We start from the raw sequence: 19,787 nt of genomic DNA, 5'->3' as shown, positions 1-19,787 counted from the left end.
GGGATCAGGCGGCGCCGACGGGCGCCCGCCAGCGAACTCGTTTTTTTGAAAGGAAACGACATGGACGCGAATCAACGTAGCGAAATGAACAACCAGACCAACAACGGCGGCAACGAGAAGTGGAACAAGAATGCCAAGGGCAAGACTGGCCCCGACGCGCCGCTCGATCACACCTATCCGCAAGGCGCTGCGCAGCAGCAGGGCCACCAGGGCATCGACCAGATGGGCACGCAGCAGAGCGGCATGGGCCCGGGCCCGTGGACTGAAGAAAGCAGCCGCTGGGACCTGCCGGGCGGCTCGATGCAGACCCAGCAAAGCGGCGGCAGCGGTCCGCAGCAGGGCATCACCGACAGCCACCAGGTCCAGATGGAACAACGCTCGCAAGCCTATGGCCAGCTCGAACAGCCAGTCGGCCACCGCCCAGCCGGCAGCGGCACCGACCTGCTGCATCGCGAAGGCGAACACGCCGGCAACACCCAGGCCGCGCACCGGATGAATCCGCAGGACGCGCGCCAGCCCGAACTGCAGGGCGGCTCGCTGGGGCATCACCATGGCGTGCGCCAGGAAGCAATGGAAGCAATGCAGCAGCCCCCGCGCGGCGCCACACAGAACGCGCAGGGATCGGTCCAGCGCGAAGGCGCCCAGGGCGCCCAACAGAGTACCGACCGCGGCGGCTCGCAGACCGGCGCAGGCGGACGCGAAATGGGCACCGAGGGCCACGCCGAGATGCACAAGTCGAACGACACCACTGGCGGCCTGCCGCGCAGCCCGGGCAACAGCGGGCCCACCACCGAAACCAACCGCTGGCGTCCGGGCGCCAGCATGCAGCAGGAACCAAACCCGGTCCACGAATCGAACGATGCCGCAGGCGGCTATCCGAAGAGCCCGGCCGGCGCCAACAGGCTGGCCGGCGACCGCAAGATGGACGACGACACCGGCTTCTCGCGCAAATAAGACGCTGCGCATTTCACCCGCTCCCATCGGCCCCGGCTTCAGCCCGGGCCCCTCAACCGGCTGCCGCGAGGCGGCCGTTTTTTTGTCCGCGCAGCCTTCCCTTCCCGGTTTTCCACGGGTCCGATGTAGGATGAATCCTGCTCAGCATGGGAAATATTGGAGAGGTCCACCGCTGCAGATTCACGCGGATGGCGCCGGCCTGGGGCACGCTTCGCGTACACGATGCGCCAGCGCGCCGATGGTTTGCCAGCGTGCCGGGGCCGCCGCAAGCCTGCCTTGCAGCCCACCTTTTGCAAGCTACGCGTAGCAAGTTCCCGCAAATAACTGAACAGTATTTGAGCCATCACAGCAATCAGGCGCGATGACGGGCATGCCCGCATGGTCCAACGAACAGACCATCCGGGATGCGAGCGATGACGGGCAGCGCCGACCACAGCCGTGCGGACACACGCATCAGCAGCGAGCTGTGGCAGGTGCTCGGGCGCCACCGCTGGCGCATTGCCGCGGCCGTGGTCCTGCTGCTGGTCGCCAAGCTGGCCACGGTCGCGGTGCCGCTCCTGCTCAAGCGCATCATCGACGCCTTCCCGCAAGGGGGCCTGCCCGCGCAGCTGCCGGTCTACCTTCTCGCTGGCTATGCCATCCTGCGCTTTTCGTCGACGTTGTTCAACGAATGGCGCGACCTGCTGTTCGCGCGCGTGACACTCGCCGCCGTGTCGGCCTATGCGCAAAAGACCTTCGCCCACCTGCACGCCCTCGGACCGCGCTTCCACGCCCGGCGCAAGCTCGGCAGCCTGCTGCCCGACATCGACCGCGGCACCAGCGGCATCGCCTTCCTGCTCGGGGTCGGCCTGTTCACCATCGTGCCGACGCTCGTCGAGATCGGCCTGGTGCTGGCCATCATGCTCAGCCGCTACGCGGCCGGCTTTGCCGGCATCATCCTCGTCACCTTCCTCGTGTACGCCGGCTTCACCCTGGTGTTCACCGCGCGCCGCGTGGTCTACCAGCGCCGCGTCAACAAGCTCGACTCCACGGCCAAGGGCCGCCTGGCCGACAGCCTGATCAACTACGACACGGTCAAGTACTTCACCAACGAGGCCCTCGAGGCCGAACGCTTCGCCGCCATCATGCGCGACTGGCGCGAGGCCGGCGCCGGCAACCAGCGCGCCCTGTTCACGCTGCACGTGGGCCAGAGCGCCGTCATCGCGGTGGGCGTGGGCGCGATCATGCTGCTGGCCGGGCAGGCCGTGATGGCGGGCCGCATGAGCGTGGGCGACCTGGTCCTGATCAACGCCTATGCGCTGCAGGTCTGCCTGCCGCTCAATGCGCTCGGCTTCGTCTACCGCGAAGCACGCGACGCCTGGGTCAACGCCGAGCGCCTGTTCGAGCTGCTGCGCGAGCGTCCCGAGATCAGCGACGCGCCCGATGCGCCGCCGCTGCGCGCCGGGCCGGGCGAGGTCGTGTTCGAGCACGTCAGTTTCCACTACGAACCCTCGCGCCCGGTGCTGGTCGACCTCAGCCTGCGCATCGCGCCCGGCACCACGCTGGCCGTGGTCGGGCGCAGCGGCTCGGGCAAGTCCACGCTCGCACGCCTGCTGCTGCGCTACTACGACCCGGCGAACGGCCGCATCCTGGTCGACGGCCAGGACATTCGCACGGTCAGCGCCACCAGCCTGCGCCGCGCGATCGGCGTGGTGCCCCAGGACACCGCCCTGTTCAATGACACGATCGGCAACAACATCGCCTACGGCCGTGTCGGCAGCAGCCACGGCGAGGTCATCGCCGCCTGCCGCGCGGCCCAGCTGCACGAGCTGATCGTCTCGCTGCCGCAGAAATACGATACGCCGGTCGGCGAACGCGGGGTCAACATTTCCGGCGGCGAAAAGCAGCGCATCGCCATCGCCCGCGCCATCCTGAAGGACCCGCCCATCCTGATCTTCGATGAAGCGACGTCGGCACTTGATTCAGATTCAGAGCACGCCATCACACAGGAACTCGACCGTTTGTCGCGCAATCGAACCACCCTGATTATTGCGCACCGCCTGTCCACCATCGTCAATGCCCACGCGATCGTCGTCATGGATCGCGGCCGCATCGTCGAACAGGGCAGCCACGCCGAGCTGCTGCGCCGCAAGGGCATGTACGCAAGGCTGTGGCTGCTGCAACAGCGGATGGACAAGGACATGGCGAGGTAGAACGCGCCACCGCCCTGGCGACCGCCGGCCCTGCGCCACATTTTGGAGACGAGCAATGCCCACAACGAATACAGCGACGGCAAGCACCACGATCGGGGTCTCGGTCGTGGTCCCGACCTGTGGCCGGATGGACCTGCTCGACCGCTGCCTCGACGCCCTCACCCGCCAGACCCTGCCGGCCGGCGCCTACGAAGTCATCATCGTGGACGACGAGCCGAACCACAACACCCTGCACCTGGTCGCTGGCTGGCGCGCACGCACGGTCGAACGGGGGCCGCGCCTGGTCTACCTGGCCAATTCCGGCCAGCACGGCCCGGCCGCCGCGCGCAACCTCGGCTGGCGCGCCGCCCAGGCGCCGATCGTCGCCTTCACCGACGACGACACCGTGCCCGCCACCACCTGGCTGGCCCAGGGCCTGGCCGCCTTCGACGACGGCGTCGATGTCCTGTGCGGGCGCATCGAGATGCCGCTCCCGCGCCACCCCACCGACTACCAGCGCGCGACGCGCCAGCGCGAAAGCGCCGAGTTCGCGGCCTGCAACTGCTTCTGCCGCAAGAGCATCCTCGAGCGCCTGGAAGGCTTCGACGAGCGCTTCACCGAGCCCTGCCGCGAGGACAGCGACCTGCATTTCCGCCTGCTCGGCATCGGCGCGCGCATCGCCCGCGCACCGCAGGCGCTGGTGGTGCATCCGCTGCGCCCGGCGCCCTGGGGCGTGAGCCTGCTGCAGACGCGCAGGGCCGTGTTCGACGCCCTGCTCTACAAGAAACACCCGCAGCTCTACCGCGCCAGGATCGAGGCCATGCCGTGCTGGGACCATTACCTGGCGGTGGCCGCGCTGCTGCTGGCGCTGGGCGCGCTGCTGGCCGGCAGCACCGGCGTCGCGCTCGCGGCCGGCCTGGCCTGGCTGGGACTCACCGCGCGCCTGTGCCTGCGGCGCCTGCGCGGCACCGCGAAAACCGCTTCCCACATTGCCGAGATGATCGTGACCTCGGCCCTGATCCCTCCGCTGGCCGTGTTCTGGCGCCTGGCCGGAGCCATCCGTTACCGCGTCCGTTTCACCTGAGGTTCCCATGCGCCGACTCAAGGTCCTTACCTGGCACACCCACGGCAGCTACCTGTACTACCTGTCGCAGGCGCCGCACGATTTCTTCGTCCTTTCCAAGCCCGGCCGTCCTCCCGGCTATGGCGGCCGCTGCGGCCACATCCCCTGGGGCGACAACGTGCACGACCTGCCGGTGGCGAACGTGCGCAGCGAGGAATTCGACTGCATCCTGTTCCAGGACGACCATCAGTGGGAAAAGGACCAGTACGAATTCCTCACGCCGGCGCAGCGCGCCCTGCCGCGCATCTACCTCGAACACGACCCGCCGCGCGCCCACCCGACCGACACGCCCCACCTCGTGGACGATCCGAACGTGCTGCTGGTGCATGTCACGCCCTTCAACGAATTGATGTGGGACAACGGCCGGACACCCACCCGCGTCATCGAGCACGGCGTGCTGGTGCCGGACGGGGTGCGCTACCGGGGCGAGCTCGAGCGCGGCCTGGTGATCAGCAACCACCTGGGCCGGCGCGGCCGCCGCATGGGCCCCGATTTGTTCCTGCGCGCGCGCGCCGAGCTGCCGCTCGACCTGGTCGGCATGGCCGCCGAGGAGCTGGGCGGCATCGGCGAAGTGCAGCATGCCCGCCTGCCGGCCTTTGCCGCGCACTACCGCTTCCTGTTCAGCCCGATCCGCTACTCCAGCCTGGGGCTGTCCGTCATCGAAGCGATGATGATCGGCATGCCGGTGGTGGCCCTGGCCACCGCCGAGATGGCCACGGTGATCGAAGACGGCGCCAACGGCTTTTCCGACACCCGCTTCGAGCGGCTCGGCGAGTGCATGCGCGAACTGCTGCGCAGCCCCTCGCTGGCGCGCGACATCGGACAGGCCGGACGGCGCCGCGCCCAGGAGCGCTTCTCGATCGAGCGCTTCAGCGCCGACTGGGATGCCGCGCTGCGTTACGTGACCGGCCACGGCGCCTAGCCAGGAGGACGCATGAGACTGAACGAACATCCCGCCCGGGTGCCGGCAGGCGCGGCCCTGCGCCGCATCGCCATCATCAGCGACCACGCCTCGCCCCTGGCGCAGCCGGGCAGCATCGACTGCGGCGGACAGAACGTGTACGTAGCCAACCTGGCGCGCGAACTGGCGCTGGCCGGCTACATGGTCGACGTGTTCACGCGCCGCGACGCGATGTCGCAGAAGACGCTGGTGCGCTGCGCCGACAACGTGCGCGTGGTGCACGTGCCGGCCGGCCCGGCGCACTACGTGCCCAAGGAGCACATGCTTCCCTATATCGGGCACTTCTCGCGCTTCGTTGCACGTTTTTGCTCGCATGCTGCGCGGCGCCAAGCCGCCTACGACATCGTCCACGCCAACTTCTTCATGTCGGGCATGGTCGCGCAACACCTGAAGCACACGCTCGGCATCCCTTTCGTCATCACCTTCCACGCGCTCGGACACGTACGGCGCCTGGCCCAGGGCGCGGCCGATGCCTTTCCTTCGGCGCGCATGCGCATCGAAAGCTCGCTGATGCGCCATGCCGACCGCATCATCGCCGAGTGCCCGCAGGACCGGCTCGACATGGAGCAGCTGTACGGCGCGGCCCCGGGCCGCATCTGCACGGCGCCCTGCGGCTTCGATCCCGAGGAACTGTGGCCGGAATCCCAGGAGGCCGCGCGCGCGCGCCTGGGCATCGCTCCGGGGCGCTTCGTCGTGCTGCAGCTCGGGCGCATGGTGCCGCGCAAGGGCGTGGACACCGTGATCCAGGGCGTGGCCCTGCTGCGCGAACAGCACGGCGTCGACGCCGAGCTGCTGGTCGTCGGCGGCGACCACGAACGCCCGGACGGGCGCGACCTGCCCGAAATGGCGCGGCTGCGCACGCTGGCGCGCCAGCTCGGCATCGAGCAGCACGTGCGCTTCGTCGGCCAGCAGCCGCGCGCCACGCTGCGCCACTACTTCAGCGCCGCCGACGTGTTCGCCACCACGCCCTGGTACGAGCCCTTCGGCATCACCCCGGTCGAGGCCATGGCCTGCGCGCGCCCTGTGATCGGCGCCGAGGTGGGCGGCATCAAGAGCACCGTGATCGACGGCGTGACCGGCTTCCTGATCCCTTCGCGCGACCCGCGCGCGCTGGCCGACAGGCTGGCCGTGCTGCAGGCCGACCCGCAACTGGCCCGGCGCATGGGCGACGAAGGCCTGCGCCGCGCCTACCGCCACTACACCTGGCGCGCGGTGGCCCAGCAGGCCGCCGCCATCTACGCCACCGTGCTGGACGAGACGCGCGCACGCCACCTCACCGGAATTTCCACCCTGTAGGAGCAAACATGCCCGAAGCGCAAGCAGCACAGCAGGATCCACCAGATCGCCCGGCCCAGCTACGCGGCCAGACCGTCTTCATCACCGGCGCGGCCAGCGGACTGGGCGCGGCACTGGCCTCCACCCTGGCGCGCGCCGGCGCCGACATCGCCGCCACCGACATCCGCCTCGACGCACTGGCGGATGCGGCGGCCCAACTGCGCGAACTCGGCGTGCGCGTGCACACCATCGGCTTCGACGTCGCCGACCCGGCGGCAAGCCGCCGCGCCATCGAGGAAGCGGTGGACACCATGGGCCGCCTCGACGTCCTCGTCAACAATGCCGGCACCGACGTCACCCTGCCGATCGACGAGCTGACCGAAGAGGCATGGCTGCGCGTCATCGGCACCAACCTGAACGGCCCCTTCCTTCTCTCCAAGCATGCCGCGGCCCACATGCGCACCCTGGGCGGCGGCCACATCGTCAACGTCGCGTCCACGGCCGCCAAGCGCGCCTGGCCCAACGCGGCGGCCTACCACGCCAGCAAATGGGGACTGCTGGGCCTGTCGCACGCACTGCATGCCGAGCTGCGCCCGCAGAACATCCGCGTCACCGCCGTCATTGCCGGCGGCATGCGCACACCTTTCCTGCTCGAACGCTTTCCCGACCTCGACCCTGCCCTGCTCCAGGACCCGGCCAATGTCGCCGACGCCATCCGCGCGGTGCTGACCATGCCGCGCGAGACCGTGATCGCCGAACTGACCGTGCTGCCGATGCGCGAAAGCTCCTGGCCCTGACATGAAAGCGATCTTTCTCGACAAGGACGGCACCCTGATCGACAACCTGCCGTACAACGTGGAACCGCGCCGCATCCGCCTCGCTTCCGGGGCCGGCGCCGCGCTGCGCCTGCTGGTCAAGCTCGACTACCGCCTGTTCGTGGTCAGCAACCAGTCGGGCATCGCCGAGGGACGCTTTCCGGAAACCGCGATGCATGCGGTCAGCGACCGCATCGCCGACCTGCTGTTTCGCGAAAACCTGCTGCTCGACGGTTTCTATTACTGCCCGCATCATCCCGGCGGCACGGTGGCGCCCTATGCAATCGAGTGCGACTGCCGCAAGCCGATGCCCGGCCTGATCCTGAAGGCCGCGGCCGAGCATGGCGTGAACCTGCGCGCGTCGTGGATGATCGGCGACATCCTGCACGATGTCGAAGCGGGCAACCGCGCCGGCTGCCGCACCATCCTGCTCGACAACGGCAACGAAACCGAATGGCGGCTCGGCCCGCGCCGCATTCCCACCCGCATGGCGCCCGACCTGTACGCGGCGGCCGTGCTCATCGCCAGCCACGAGAACGAATGACGACCTCCTGGAACCAGGCCCGCCGCGTCCTGTGCGTGCGCCTCGACTCGCTCGGCGACGTCCTGATGTGCACGCCCGCGATGCGAGCCCTGCGCGCCCAACACCCCGAGCGCAGCCTGACCCTCCTGACTTCGCCGGCGGGGGCGGCGCTCGCGCCCTACCTCGACGATGTCGACGCCGCCATCGCCTGGGAGGCGCCGTGGATGAAAAGCAGTGCGCCCGCGCGGCCCGAACAGCACCTGGACTGGATCGCCTCGCTCGCCAGGCAGGGTTTCGACGCCGCTGTCGTGTTCACCTGCTACAGCCAGAGCGCGCTGCCGGCCGCGCTCCTGTGCCAGCTTGCCGGGATCCCCTTGCGCCTGGCCTACTGCCGGGAAAAGCCCTACCAGCTCCTGACCGACTGGATCGCCGATCCCGAGCCGGGCGCCCTGGTCCGGCATGAGGTGCAGCGCCAGCTCGACCTGGTGCGTCACATCGGCGCCGAGATCGCCGACGAGCGCCTGGCCTTCACGCCCCGCGCTGCCGACGTCGACGCCGTGCGATGCCGCCTGCGCCAGGCCGGCATCGATCCGGACGGACGCTGGCTGGTGCTGCACCCCGGCGCCAGCGCGCCCTCGCGCCGCTATCCGCCGCGCCACTGGCAAACCCTGGTGCGCATGCTGGGCGAGCGGATCGGCTGCCCGCTGGTCTTCACCGGCGCCGCGCACGAGGCGGCGCTGATCGACAGCATCGCGACGCCTGGCGCGGCGCCGGTGCACTCGTTTGCGGGACAACTCGGCATCGGGGAGCTGGGCGCCCTGCTGGCGCTGTCCTCGCTGGTGGTGAGCAACAACACCGGACCGGCCCATCTCGCCGCTGCGGTAGGCGCGCCCGTGGTCGACCTGTACGCGCTGACCAACCCCCAGCATACGCCGTGGCGCGTGCCGAGCCGGGTGCTCAACCACGATGTCGAGTGCCGCAACTGCGAGCGCAGCATTTGCCCGCAGGGCCACCACGATTGCCTGGAGAAGCTGCTGCCCGAGCAGGTGGTCGAGGCCGTTTGCAGCCTGCTCAAGCAAACAGAGCCGTACAGAGAAAGGGAGGTGCGGGCACGGAGTTGAACGGCGCCGCTCCTAGGCCTGTGGGTTGGTAGGGTGGGCACTTGTGCCCACGCGGTCTCATCGTTTGATGGCCTGCGCCGTGTGATCTCGCCTGCAACTGAACCAATACGCGAAAGACTTTCTATCCACGCTTTCTCGATCACGCTTGCGCGCCGTCCGGATGACCAGCCGGCGCGCGCCCTACCGCCCAAGTTCACTTGCGCTTCTGCTGCACCGGCGCCACCGCCGCCCCGCTGTTGCGGAACAGCTCGAGCGGAATGGCGTTCGCCATCGCCTGCATGCCCAGGTCGTTCGGATGCAGGTGGTCGCCGCTGTCGTAGGCCGGCAGCATGCGCGTCGGGTGGGAGGGGTCACGCACGGCGCGATCGAAGTCGATCACGGCGTCGAATTCGTCGCTCGAACGGATCCAGTTGTTCACGGCCTGGCGCACCGCTTCCTTCTCCGGCGTGTAATAGCCGGGGAAGACGGTGCCCTCGAAAGGCGTGAGCGTCGCGCCGTAGACAGGGATACCCTTGGCGTGGGCGCGCGCGATCAGCTGGCGGTAGCCGGCGATCAAATCCTGGGGCGTCACCGCTTCGGTTACCGGAATCGTGCCGGTGCCCGGGTGGCCGATGTCGTTGATGCCGATCAGGACGATCAGGTGGCGCACGCCGGCGGTGGCCAGGACGTCGCGGTCGAAGCGGGCCAGGGCGGCGCGGCCGAACAGCGGCTGTTCGCCCGGGTCGCGCAGCAGGCGGTTGCCGCCGATGCCGCGGTTGACCACGCCCAGCCGGCTGTTCAGCGCACGCAGGGCCGGGGAAGCGGCATTCGAGCCAGCCTGGTCACGCGTGGTCTGCAGGCGCAGGGCCAGCAGGTCGGGCCAGCGGCGATTCGCGTCGATCGTGGTCACGGCGCCGTCGGTGATCGAGTCGCCCAGGGCGACGATGGCGCCGGCGCCCGGCGCGCTGACGTCGACTTCGGTGAGGAAGGGCCAGGAAGTGATGGTGCGCTGGGTCGGCAGCGTCGCCGCGCCGGTGAAGTTGCCCGGCAGGGAAACATAGTTGGTCTGGAAGGCCGAGCCGTGGATGGTGGTGGCCTGGACCTCGCCCGGCAGGTAGAGGCTGACGGCGAGGTCGCCCAGCGCCGGCACGTTCAGGTCGACGGGGTCGGACAGCACCGGCGCGCCGGCCGGCACCGTGATCGAAGTGGCGCCGCTGAAGGTCAGCACGCGGTCGGTACCCGGCACGATGTCCGAACCGGCCTGGCGCAGCGCGATGTGGGCGGCGCCGATACGCAGCGGCGTCGTGCCGAGCTCGTTCGACACGCGGATGCGCACCTGCGAGCCGCCAATGCTGGTGTGCACGATCAGGCGCAAGGTCTGGTCGGTGAAGGTTTGCGTCTGGGCCGGCAGCGGCGGCCCGGCGGGCGCGGTGCCCCAGGTGCCAACCCACTGCTGGCTGGTGTCCCACAAGCCCTTGTCGGCATGCGCGCTCAGCGGCAAGGCCAGGCTGGCCAGCGCCAGCGTGCCGGCGGCCAGCAGGCGGCGAGGCGAGCGGCGCAGCGCCGCCAGCGAACCCATCAGCGATTCCGTCAGCGAATGCGTGAACGAATACCTGCGTGAACGCGGCGCCGGATACACGGGCCCGGACCGGGACTGCAACATCATCTTCATGTTTGCGCTCCTCAATGTTTTGGTGGCGCCGCCGGCGCCGCGAGCGCGGCCATCCGGCGGAACGCCCCCAATCTATCGAGCTCGACCGTTGCGGACAAGCCGCGGACAGTATGCAACTTTGCGCAAGGTCGAAACACGCGCAGAAAACTGATGAGTAAAGGGAACTTTGTTGGACAGGCGAAAAAAGAACTGCCCAGTGACAGCAGGCACTCCCTGCCATGCCTGTCGTTCAGCGAACGATGGGTGCAAAACAGTTCCCAGCTGATATCCTCGTGGGGGCATAACGAGATGAAAGGAAGAGACCGAAGCATGATCACCCTTTACCACTGCGTTGCGGCCCGCTCGTTCAGGCCTTTGTGGGCGCTGGAAGAGCTCGCCCTCCCCTACACGCTGCAGATGCTGCCCTTCCCGCCGCGCGTCGCCGACAGGCGCTACCTGGCGATCAATCCCCTCGGCACCGTGCCGGCATTTTTCGATGGCGAGATGCGGATGACCGAATCGGCCGCGATCTGCCATTACCTGGGGGTGAAATACGGTCCGTCGCCGCTGGTCGTCGGTCCGGACGAGCCCGACTTCGGTCCCTTCCTGAACTGGCTGCACTTCGGGGAAGCAACGCTGACCTTCCCACAGACCCTCGTTCTGCGCTACGAGCGCTTCGAACCTGAGGAACGCCGCCTGCCCCAGGCCGCGCTGGACTACCGGCGCTGGTTCCTTGGACGGCTGCGCACCCTCGAGCCCCTGCTCGCAGATGCAGAGGGCATCTGCGGCGGACGGTTCACCATGGCCGACATCTCGATCGGCTACGCCCTGCTGCTGGCCAGCTATCTCGACCTGGAAGCGCAATTCCCGCCAAACGTGCTCGCCTACTGGCGGCGCCTGCAGCAGCGTCCGGCATTCAGGCGGGCCTGCGAGATCGAGCGGGCCAGCGCCTGCGAGCAGAATGTGAGCGCGGTTCCCGCACCTGCCCACGTGCTCTAGCGGCGCCGGCCAGGCTAGGCCAGGCTAGGCCATGGCGCCGGTATTCGCTTGCCAGGCGTCCGGAAATGAAAAAGGCCAGCTCGAAAGCTGGCCCTTCTCATTGATTCTATGGTCGGGGCGAGAGGATTCGAACCTCCGACCCCCTGCACCCCATGCAGGTACGCTACCAGGCTGCGCTACGCCCCGACTAGCCAACAATTATACCAGAGACAGAAAAAATTCTTAGGTTTTTGTCACACGTCATTGTTGACGGCCGCCAAGAGCTGGCGACGAGCGCCCAGGCATGGCGCCGACTACCCTACTTCCAGTCCCCGCGCAGCTCACGCACCTGCTCGTGCAGACGCTCGGGCGTCACCTCCTGCGGCGGCACCGGCACGCCGACGGCGAGCGCCAGCTTCGAGCGCCAGCCGCGTGCGAACGAGCGCTCGAACAGGTTGCCGGGGTCGCGCGTGAAGACGCTGCCCCACAGGCCGCGCAGGGCCATCGGAATCACCGGCACCTTGCTGCGCTCGACGATCTTGGCGATGCCGCCGCGGAATTCGTTCATCTCGCCGGTCGTCGTCAGCTTCCCTTCCGGGAAGATGCAGACCAGGTCGCCCTGGTGCAGGGCCTCGGCGATGTCGATGAAGGCGCGCTCCATCAGGAAGGGGTCTTCCTTGGCCGGCGCGATCGGGATTGCCTTGGCGGTGCGGAAGATCCAGCCCAGGAAAGGCGTCTTGAAGATGCGGTGGTCCATCACGAAGCGGATCGGGCGCGGGCTGGCGGCGCCGATGACCAGGGCGTCGACGTAGCTGACGTGGTTGCACACCAGTACCGCCGGCCCCTCGTCCGGAATGCGCTCGACGTCCACTGTCTTCACCCGGTGGATGGTATGGATCAGCAGCCAGGCCAGGAAGCGCATCAGGAACTCGGGCACCAGCGAGAAGATGTAGACCGCGACCAGGGCATTCAGCAGGGCCGTGACGAGGAACATCTGCGGGATGGTGAAGCCCTGGCCCAGCAGCAGGATGGCCACGCCGGCGGCCGCCACCATGAACAGGGCGTTCAGGATGTTCATGCCGGCGATGGTGCGCGAGACGTGCTTCGGGTCGCAGCGGGTCTGGATCAGCGCGAACAGCGGCACGATGAAGAAGCCGCCGAACACGCCGATCAGCACCAGGTCGGCCAGGATGCGCAGCGTGCCGGGTAGCGCCAGCAACGCGAACGCGTCCACCGTCGCGGTATTCGTGAAGGCCTGGCTGGCGAAATACAGGTCGATGCCGAAGACCGACAGGCCGATCGATCCGAAGGGCACCAGGCCGATCTCGACCTTGCGGCCGGAGAGTTTTTCGCACAGCAGGGAGCCGGCGCCGATGCCGAGCGAGAACACGGTGAGCAGCAGCACGAAGACGCTGTGGTCGCCGTGCAGGTAGTCCTTGGCATAGACCGGAAATTGCGACAGCACCAGGGCGCCGTAGAACCAGAACCAGGAATTGCCCAGCATCGACAGGAACACGGTGCGGTTCTGGGAGGAGTAGCGCAGATTGCACACCGACTCGGCGGCGAAGTTCTTGCTGATCCTGAGTTCCGGCGCCGGCGCCGGAGATGGCGGGATGCGCCAGCTGGCCGCCAGGCCCAGCAGGGCCATGAGCAGGCTGCCGCCCGCCACCAGCTCGATGCCCCAGGGCTTGTGGGCGACCAGCAGGGCGCCCATCACTTCGCCCAGCAGGATGCCGACAAAGGTGCCCATCTCGACCACGCCATTGCCGCCGACCAGTTCCTCGGGCTTCAGGTGTTGCGGCAGGTAGGCATATTTGACCGGCCCGAACAGGGTCGAATGCACTCCCATCCCGACCACCGCCGCGATCAGCAGCCACAGCGTGTGCGTCAGCCAGCCGATCGCGGCAATGGCCATGATGGCGACTTCCAGCAGTTTCACGAAGCGCGCCAGCCTGCCCTTCTCGACCTTGTCGGCGATCTGGCCGGCAGTGGCGGAGAAGATCACATAAGGCAGGATGAACAGGCCCGGAATCAGGTTGTTCAACAGGCCGGGCTCGAGCGTGGTCCAGGACAGCGCGTCATAGGTCAGCGCAACCATCAGCGCGGTCTTGAACAGGTTGTCGTTGAAGGCGCCCAGGAACTGGGTCCAGAAGAAGGGCGAAAAGCGGCGCTGGGTCAGCAGGGAAAACTGGCTCGATTGGCTCATGCTCGGGTCTCGTTAAGCGTCGGTCGGGATCGCGCTGCGTAATCTACAACACCTTGCCAGGCTTGCACATCAATATTTCCTGCGGAGCAATTCATCGGCCAAATGGTAATACTTCCGGTAGCGCCGCGCGATACCCTCCACAAGGACGGCCAACTCGTTGAGCTTGGACAAGGCAGGAGGGACGACGGGGACAAGGAAGTGGCAATGTCCGCAGCGCAAACGCAGCTTTATTGACACGTTTCAACGCGCTTGAGACAAGACAAGTAGCGTAGCCGTACGGCTTGTTGTGCAGTGCAACGTGGGTAGAATGCTCGGATGACTTCGCCCAACCTCCACATCACCCAGCTCGGCGCACTCGATGCGCTGTTCGACGATATCGAGCAGGAACTGCTCGCGCTCACCACCGCCTCACTCGACGAGGACGAAGCCTTGCCCGGCACCAGCGTGGACGAGTTCGCCAATGACTTTCTGTCTGAACTGAGCCTGACAGAAACAGGCCGCCCCACAGCCAGGGCGGCCCGCCAGAGCCGGCTCGCTTAGCTGGGCCGGCTCGCTTAGCTGGGCCGGCTCGCTTAGCTCAGCGTCTCGAGCCTGATCCGGATGACCTTGCCGACGACCGAAGCGAGCGCCTCGATGCGTTCGATGGCCGCATCGACATTCTTCTCGCGCGTCTGGTGCGTGATCATGATGATGTCGGTGCGCGCGCCGCTGCGGGTGCCCTTCTGCAGCACGGCGTCGATCGAGATGCCGGCGTCGGCCAGGATGCGGGTCAGGTCGGCCATCACGCCGAGTTGGTCGTTCACGTACACGCGCAGGTAATAGCTGGTCGTGATTTCCGACATCGGCAGGATCGCCACGTCGCTCATCTGGTTCGGCTGGAAGGCCAGGTGCGGCACGCGGCAATAGGGGTCGACGGTGGCCAGGCGGGTGACGTCGACCAGGTCGGCGATCACGCTCGAGGCGGTCGGCTCGGAGCCGGCGCCCTTGCCGTAGTAGAGGGTCGAGCCGACGGCGTCGGCCTCGACCAGCACGGCGTTCATCGCGCCTTCGACGTTGGCGATCAGGCGCTTGGCCGGGATCAGGGTCGGGTGCACGCGCAGCTCGACGCCGGCGCTGGTGCGGCGGGTAATGCCCAGGAGCTTGATGCGGTAGCCCAGTTCCTCGGCATAGCGGATGTCGTCGGCCTGCAGCTGGCTGATGCCTTCCACATGGGCCTTGTCGAACTGCACGGGAATGCCGAAGGCGATCGCCGACATGATGGTCAGCTTGTGGGCCGCGTCCACGCCCTCGATGTCGAAGGTCGGATCCGCTTCGGCGTAGCCGAGTTCCTGGGCCTGTTTCAGCACGGTGGCGAAATCCAGGCCCTTGTCGCGCATCTCAGACAGGATGAAGTTGGTGGTGCCGTTGATGATGCCGGCCACCGATTCGATGCGGTTCGCGGTCAGGCCTTCGCGCAGCGCCTTGATGATCGGCACGCCGCCGGCCACCGCCGCTTCGAAAGCGACCATCACGCCCTTCTCCTGGGCCGCGGCGAAGATCTCGTTGCCGTGCAGCGCCAGCAGCGCCTTGTTGGCCGTGACCACGTGCTTGTTGTTGGCGATCGCGCGCAGCACCAGTTCGCGCGGCAATTCATAGCCGCCGATCAGTTCTACCACGATGTCGACATCCGGGCTGTCGACCACCTGGAAGGGATCGTCGACGACGCGGCACTGGCCGCCGGTCAACTGGGCGGCGCGTTCCAGGTTGCGCGCGGCAACCATGGTGATCTCGATGCCGCGGCCGGCGCGGCGGCGGATGTCTTCCTGGTTGCGTTGCAGGACGTTGAAGGTACCGGCACCGACGGTGCCGATGCCGAGGAGGCCAACTTTGATGGGTTTCATGGTCGATCGTGTCTGTTCTAGCGCGCGTGGCGTCGTCGGTAACCGTCGAGGAAGCGTGCGATACGGCCGCAGGCGTCGGTCAGGTCGTCGGAATTGGGCAGGAACACCAGCCGGAAGTGATCCGGGGCGCCCCAGTTGAAGCCGGTGCCCTGCACCAGCAAGACCTTTTCCTCGGCCAGCAGCTCGCAGATGAACTGCTGGTCGTCGGCGATCGGATACATCGCCGGGTCCAGGCGCGGGAACATGTACAGCGCCGCTTTTGGCTTGACGCAGGACACACCCGGTATGTCGGTAAGTAATTGGTACGCGAGGTCGCGCTGCTTGAGCAGGCGTCCGCCCGGGCGCACCAGGTCGTCGATGCTCTGGTAGCCGCCGAGCGCGGTCTGGATCGCGAACTGCCCCGGCGCGTTGGCGCACAGGCGCATCGACGCCAGCATGTTCAGGCCCTCGATATAGTCTTTCGCGTGGCGCTTCTCGCCCGAGATCACCATCCAGCCGGCGCGGTAGCCGCAGGAGCGGTAGTTCTTCGACAGGCCGTTGAGCGTCACGAACAGCACGTCGTCGGCCAGCGAGGCGATCGACTCGTGCTTGTGGCCGTCGTAGAGGACCTTGTCGTAGATCTCGTCGGCGTAGACGATGAGGCTGTGCTGGCGCGCCAGCTCGATGATCTCGAGCAGGATTTCGCGCGGATACAGCGCGCCGGTCGGGTTGTTCGGGTTGATGACGACGATCGCGCGCGTGTTCGGCGTGATTTTCCGGCGCATGTCGGCGATGTCCGGCATCCAGTCGGCCTGCTCGTCGCAGATGTAGTGCACGGGCGAGCCGCCGGCCAGGCTGACGGCGGCGGTCCAGAGCGGATAGTCCGGCGCCGGCACCAGCACCTCGTCGCCATTGTTCAGCAGGCCCTGCATGGCCATGACGATCAGTTCGGAAGCGCCATTGCCCAGGTAGATGTCGTCGATGCCGACACCGGCGATCTTTTTCTGCTGGGTATAGTGCATGACCGCCTTGCGCGGTGCGAACAGGCCCTTCGAATCGGTGTAGCCGGCGGCGCCGTGCATGTTGCGGATCATGTCCTGCATGATCTCGTCGGGCGGGTCGAAACCGAAGACAGCCAGGTTGCCGATGTTGAGCTTGATGATCTTCTGACCGTCGTCTTCCATCTGGCGCGCCTTCTGCAGCGCCGGGCCGCGGATCTCGTAGCACACCTCATCCAGCTTGTTCGATTTCAGGATCGGTCTCACATTGTCACCCGTGGTTAGCCTACATGTTGCAGTGCGAAAAATACCATTCTGCCGAAAGCGCCAGCGTTAAGCAAGCTTGCGGCCGTCCGGCGAACCGGAACGTCGTTGAAGTCGAAAAGTTTATAATGGCGGGCCGCGGCGCACGCCGACCCAACCTGCCGACGACATGAAACTTCATTCCGACAACACTCAACAATACCAGACAGTGACCGGCTACGACGCTTCGGGTGTCGAAATCAATGCCCAGCGCTTCAACTACAGCCTGCTGGTGATGCCGGAAACGCCGCCGCGCGCATGGGACGTGACGCGCTTCGAGGACCTGACGAGCGCGCATTTCGAACAGATCGCGCTTGATGAACCGGACGTCGTCATCCTCGGCACCGGCGAGCGCCAGCGCTTCGTGCATCCGCGCCTGATCGCCAGCCTCACCTCGCGCCGCACCGGCGTGGAAAGCATGGACAGCCAGGCCGCCTGCCGCACCTATAACGTGCTGATGGGCGAAGGCCGCAAGGTCACGCTGGCGCTGATCATCAACCCGGCCTGATCGCTCAGCGCGCGGCCGGCCTTGCCGTCTGGCGTACACGCGTCGACACCGCCTCTCCCGATCGGCCGACAGAACGTAGGGTGGGCGCCCCTGTGCCCACGCGTAAAGCCTGCGTCGTGTTGGCGTTCATAAAGCGCTGCGTCTGCTCATCGTTTACGCGTGGGCACGGGGTGCCCACCCTAATGTGATGGACTCCACCCTCCTGATATCGGCATCATTGTGCCAAGCGTGCCAGATTGGGCTGGCACGCTAAAACAAGAGGGGGAGTCACCATGAATGCTAGCGCAAAAGTAGTTGGTTTGGATATTGCGAAGGACGTGTTCTTCGCGGTCGGGCTCGATGGAAACGGCAAACGGGTGTTCAAGAGTAAGCTTTCTCGAGACCAGGTGCTTGCGCAGTTCGCGCAGATGGCTCCGGCGATGATTGGTATCGAAGCGTGCGCGGGTTCGCATTACTGGGCACGCAAGCTCGTCGAAATGGGACACGACGCCAAACTGATTGCGGCCCAACACGTCAGGGCATATGTCACCGGTAACAAGAACGACATGAACGACGCTGCTGCAATTGCCGAGGCGCGCTCGCGTGGGGCAACCAAGTATGTGCCGATCAATACGGCTGCACAGCAAGATTTGCAGATGCTGCACCGCGCTCGCAGCGCCCTGATGACGGAACGGGTGGCGATGATCAACAGGATCAGGGCGTTTGCCGGGGAATATGGCCGGGTGTTTCCCAAGCGCGTGGAAAGATTCCGCGACGGACTGAAAGCATGGCTGAACGATCTGGACAATGGTTTGTCTGGTATGGCCCTGGAGACGTTCCGGGAGCTCAAGGCCCAGCTGGACGACAAGGACGAGAGGATTCAGGCGTACGACCGACGTTTGAACCAGGCAGCCAAGTCGGAACTGGCGAAGAAACTGATGGAGGTGCCGGGTGTGGGGCCGTTGACGGCAACGGCAGTGCAGGCAACCATCGCCGATCCGCGCCACTACAAGAGCGCGCGGGACTTTGCAGCGAATTTAGGCCTCGTGCCACGCGAGCATAGCAGTGGAGGCAAGCAGCGCCTGTATGGCATTACCTGCAGGGGCGACAGCTATCTGCGCACCCTGCTCATACACGGAGCGCGCAGTGCACTGAGAACAGCAAGCGGCAAGCCCGACAAGCTGCTGCAGTGGGCAACAAGGCTGGCAGAACGGCGCAGTTTCAACGTTGCCGCGACTGCGCTGGCCAACAAGATGGCCAGGGTGATCTGGGCGTTGATGGCGCATGGACGCCCGTACGTTCCGGCCTGGTCGAAAGACACGCCCAGGCCGGCCTGAAAAGACTGTCGATTAACTCAGCAACAGCAAGGAGCAACCGCCAAGTTTGCGACGAGAAGAAAGAATGATGCCAACAGGTTGGACCGGCGTCGGGTGAATCCGTAAACTGTAGTGGCCATCAAGGCCGTCACCCTATGAGGATCCTGACGCGCGTATCACATCAGGGCCAGAGCACTGGAAACGCTCAACATACAGGCCGAATAGATACAAGCAAACTCTTCCTAACGGCAGAAATTCAATCTTCTTCTTGCAAATCGGGTGGAGTCCATAGATACGGTTACGAACGATATTTGCCTTCGACGCCTCTCATGCAAATATCCTTTGCACCTGCACCCAATCGAACCACCCTCCTCCGGTTTTCTCGTGTAAATTCCGACTATTGTGGTTGAAAGGCAATTTTTCACCCCCATCTGGGCTATCGAGCCGCTGCCGGACGTGTAAGTACTATCCTCCCGCAGCGCAGCAGATTATGATGAGGGCTACGAACCAGCCCGATACCAGTCCAGGAGAATCCACGTGGCCGACAGCCCCAGCGCAGTAACCGTAGAGAACTTTAGTGCCGCCATGACCGGCGACCAGACCTTCCAGCTTGGCGGACGTCCCGCGAAGTACACGGTGCTGTATTTCTACCCGAAGGACAATACCCCGGGCTGCACCACGGAGAGCATGGCCTTCCGCGACAGGCACGACGAGTTCCTGGCGGCGAACACCGAGGTCTACGGCATCAGCCGCGACTCGCTGCGCTCGCACGAGAACTTCAAGTCCAAGCTGGGTCTCCCCTTCGAGCTGATCTCGGACCCCGAGGAACTGGTCTGCAACCAGTTCAAGGTCATGAAGATGAAGAACATGTACGGCAAGCAAGTAAGAGGGGTCGAGCGCAGTACGTTTGTCGTTGACGCTCAAGGCCGATTGGTGAAAGAATGGCGTGGCGTGAAGGTCAACGATCACGTCGATGAAGTGCTGGAATTTGTGAAGAGCCAGCCCTGAACGGATGGCTCCAGTCGATCAACCTGCTGGTCCATACCGCCTATTTTGAGTCGAAGCGT

At 66.1% G+C, this 19,787-nt stretch carries 17 protein-coding genes and 1 tRNA gene; 13 read left to right on the top strand and 5 right to left on the bottom strand.

Annotated features, from left to right (window positions below; all coding sequences use genetic code 11):
* The first annotated feature begins 60 nt into the window (after window positions 1-60).
* From ACSUZJ_RS07895 to ACSUZJ_RS07860, 8 genes are all read left to right on the top strand, one after another.
* Window positions 61-954 carry a hypothetical protein gene (locus tag ACSUZJ_RS07895; RefSeq protein ID WP_499414927.1) on the top strand — a complete coding sequence of 298 codons (894 nt, stop codon included), beginning with the start codon at window positions 61-63 and terminating at the stop codon, window positions 952-954.
* Window positions 955-1,358: 404 nt separating this feature from the next.
* The gene (locus ACSUZJ_RS07890) at window positions 1,359-3,146 is read left to right on the top strand and encodes an ABCB family ABC transporter ATP-binding protein/permease (RefSeq protein WP_499414925.1); all 1,788 of its coding nucleotides are present in this window, start codon (window positions 1,359-1,361) and stop codon (window positions 3,144-3,146) included.
* 55 nt (window positions 3,147-3,201) lie between these two features.
* Window positions 3,202-4,209, top strand: coding sequence for a glycosyltransferase family 2 protein (locus tag ACSUZJ_RS07885; RefSeq protein ID WP_499414923.1), 1,008 nt, complete (start codon window positions 3,202-3,204; stop codon window positions 4,207-4,209).
* Between the two features lie 7 nt (window positions 4,210-4,216).
* The gene (locus ACSUZJ_RS07880; RefSeq protein ID WP_499414921.1) at window positions 4,217-5,170 is read left to right on the top strand and encodes a glycosyltransferase family 4 protein; all 954 of its coding nucleotides are present in this window, start codon (window positions 4,217-4,219) and stop codon (window positions 5,168-5,170) included.
* Between the two features lie 12 nt (window positions 5,171-5,182).
* Window positions 5,183-6,505, top strand: a complete 1,323-nt coding sequence (locus ACSUZJ_RS07875; RefSeq protein ID WP_499414919.1) for a glycosyltransferase — start codon at window positions 5,183-5,185, stop codon at window positions 6,503-6,505.
* 8 nt (window positions 6,506-6,513) lie between these two features.
* On the top strand, window positions 6,514-7,281 hold the full coding sequence (locus tag ACSUZJ_RS07870) for an SDR family oxidoreductase (protein ID WP_499414917.1): 768 nt from the start codon (window positions 6,514-6,516) through the stop codon (window positions 7,279-7,281).
* Window position 7,282: 1 nt separating this feature from the next.
* On the top strand, window positions 7,283-7,843 hold the full coding sequence (locus ACSUZJ_RS07865; protein ID WP_499414915.1) for a D-glycero-alpha-D-manno-heptose-1,7-bisphosphate 7-phosphatase: 561 nt from the start codon (window positions 7,283-7,285) through the stop codon (window positions 7,841-7,843).
* The gene (locus tag ACSUZJ_RS07860) at window positions 7,840-8,943 is read left to right on the top strand and encodes a glycosyltransferase family 9 protein (protein ID WP_499414913.1); all 1,104 of its coding nucleotides are present in this window, start codon (window positions 7,840-7,842) and stop codon (window positions 8,941-8,943) included. The genes ACSUZJ_RS07865 and ACSUZJ_RS07860 overlap by 4 nt, the downstream gene beginning before the upstream one ends.
* Window positions 8,944-9,136: 193 nt before the next feature.
* On the opposite strand, the gene ACSUZJ_RS07855 is transcribed toward ACSUZJ_RS07860, so the two are convergent.
* The gene (locus ACSUZJ_RS07855) at window positions 9,137-10,594 is read right to left on the bottom strand and encodes an SGNH/GDSL hydrolase family protein (protein WP_499414911.1); all 1,458 of its coding nucleotides are present in this window, start codon (window positions 10,592-10,594) and stop codon (window positions 9,137-9,139) included.
* A 309-nt stretch (window positions 10,595-10,903) separates the two neighbouring features.
* Between ACSUZJ_RS07855 and ACSUZJ_RS07850 the strand changes: the two genes are divergently transcribed.
* The gene (locus tag ACSUZJ_RS07850) at window positions 10,904-11,572 is read left to right on the top strand and encodes a glutathione S-transferase family protein (RefSeq protein WP_499414910.1); all 669 of its coding nucleotides are present in this window, start codon (window positions 10,904-10,906) and stop codon (window positions 11,570-11,572) included.
* Between the two features lie 109 nt (window positions 11,573-11,681).
* Here the strand turns inward: ACSUZJ_RS07850 and ACSUZJ_RS07845 are convergent.
* Both ACSUZJ_RS07845 and ACSUZJ_RS07840 read right to left on the bottom strand, forming a co-directional pair.
* Window positions 11,682-11,758: transfer RNA gene (locus ACSUZJ_RS07845), tRNA-Pro, on the bottom strand.
* Between the two features lie 112 nt (window positions 11,759-11,870).
* On the bottom strand, window positions 11,871-13,757 hold the full coding sequence (locus tag ACSUZJ_RS07840; protein ID WP_499414909.1) for an MFS transporter: 1,887 nt from the start codon (window positions 13,755-13,757) through the stop codon (window positions 11,871-11,873).
* Window positions 13,758-14,072: 315 nt separating this feature from the next.
* On the opposite strand from ACSUZJ_RS07840, the gene ACSUZJ_RS07835 reads away from it, so the two are divergent.
* Window positions 14,073-14,297 (top strand): hypothetical protein, encoded by a 225-nt coding sequence (locus ACSUZJ_RS07835; RefSeq protein WP_499414907.1) that lies wholly within the window; start codon window positions 14,073-14,075, stop codon window positions 14,295-14,297.
* Between the two features lie 32 nt (window positions 14,298-14,329).
* Here the strand turns inward: ACSUZJ_RS07835 and ACSUZJ_RS07830 are convergent, their stop codons facing one another.
* Both ACSUZJ_RS07830 and ACSUZJ_RS07825 read right to left on the bottom strand, forming a co-directional pair.
* Complete coding sequence (locus tag ACSUZJ_RS07830) at window positions 14,330-15,637, bottom strand: homoserine dehydrogenase (RefSeq protein ID WP_499414905.1); 1,308 nt, start codon at window positions 15,635-15,637, stop codon at window positions 14,330-14,332.
* A gap of 17 nt (window positions 15,638-15,654) precedes the next feature.
* Window positions 15,655-16,881: a pyridoxal phosphate-dependent aminotransferase gene (locus tag ACSUZJ_RS07825; protein WP_499414903.1), complete on the bottom strand. Its 1,227-nt coding sequence runs from the start codon at window positions 16,879-16,881 to the stop codon at window positions 15,655-15,657.
* Window positions 16,882-17,047: 166 nt separating this feature from the next.
* On the opposite strand from ACSUZJ_RS07825, the gene ACSUZJ_RS07820 reads away from it, so the two are divergent.
* The 3 genes from ACSUZJ_RS07820 (at window position 17,048) to ACSUZJ_RS07810 (ending at window position 19,728) form a co-directional block, all read left to right on the top strand.
* Window positions 17,048-17,425 carry an Mth938-like domain-containing protein gene (locus ACSUZJ_RS07820; protein ID WP_499414901.1) on the top strand — a complete coding sequence of 126 codons (378 nt, stop codon included), beginning with the start codon at window positions 17,048-17,050 and terminating at the stop codon, window positions 17,423-17,425.
* A 272-nt stretch (window positions 17,426-17,697) separates the two neighbouring features.
* Window positions 17,698-18,741 carry an IS110 family RNA-guided transposase gene (locus tag ACSUZJ_RS07815; RefSeq protein WP_499408564.1) on the top strand — a complete coding sequence of 348 codons (1,044 nt, stop codon included), beginning with the start codon at window positions 17,698-17,700 and terminating at the stop codon, window positions 18,739-18,741.
* Between the two features lie 564 nt (window positions 18,742-19,305).
* Complete coding sequence (locus tag ACSUZJ_RS07810; protein ID WP_499414899.1) at window positions 19,306-19,728, top strand: peroxiredoxin; 423 nt, start codon at window positions 19,306-19,308, stop codon at window positions 19,726-19,728.
* The last annotated feature ends 59 nt before the right edge of the window (window positions 19,729-19,787 follow it).

The organism is Telluria sp. B2 (genome assembly GCF_051789535.1).
Classification (GTDB): Bacteria; Pseudomonadota; Gammaproteobacteria; order Burkholderiales; family Burkholderiaceae_D; genus Telluria.
This window is presented reverse-complemented; position numbering and strand designations above follow the sequence as displayed.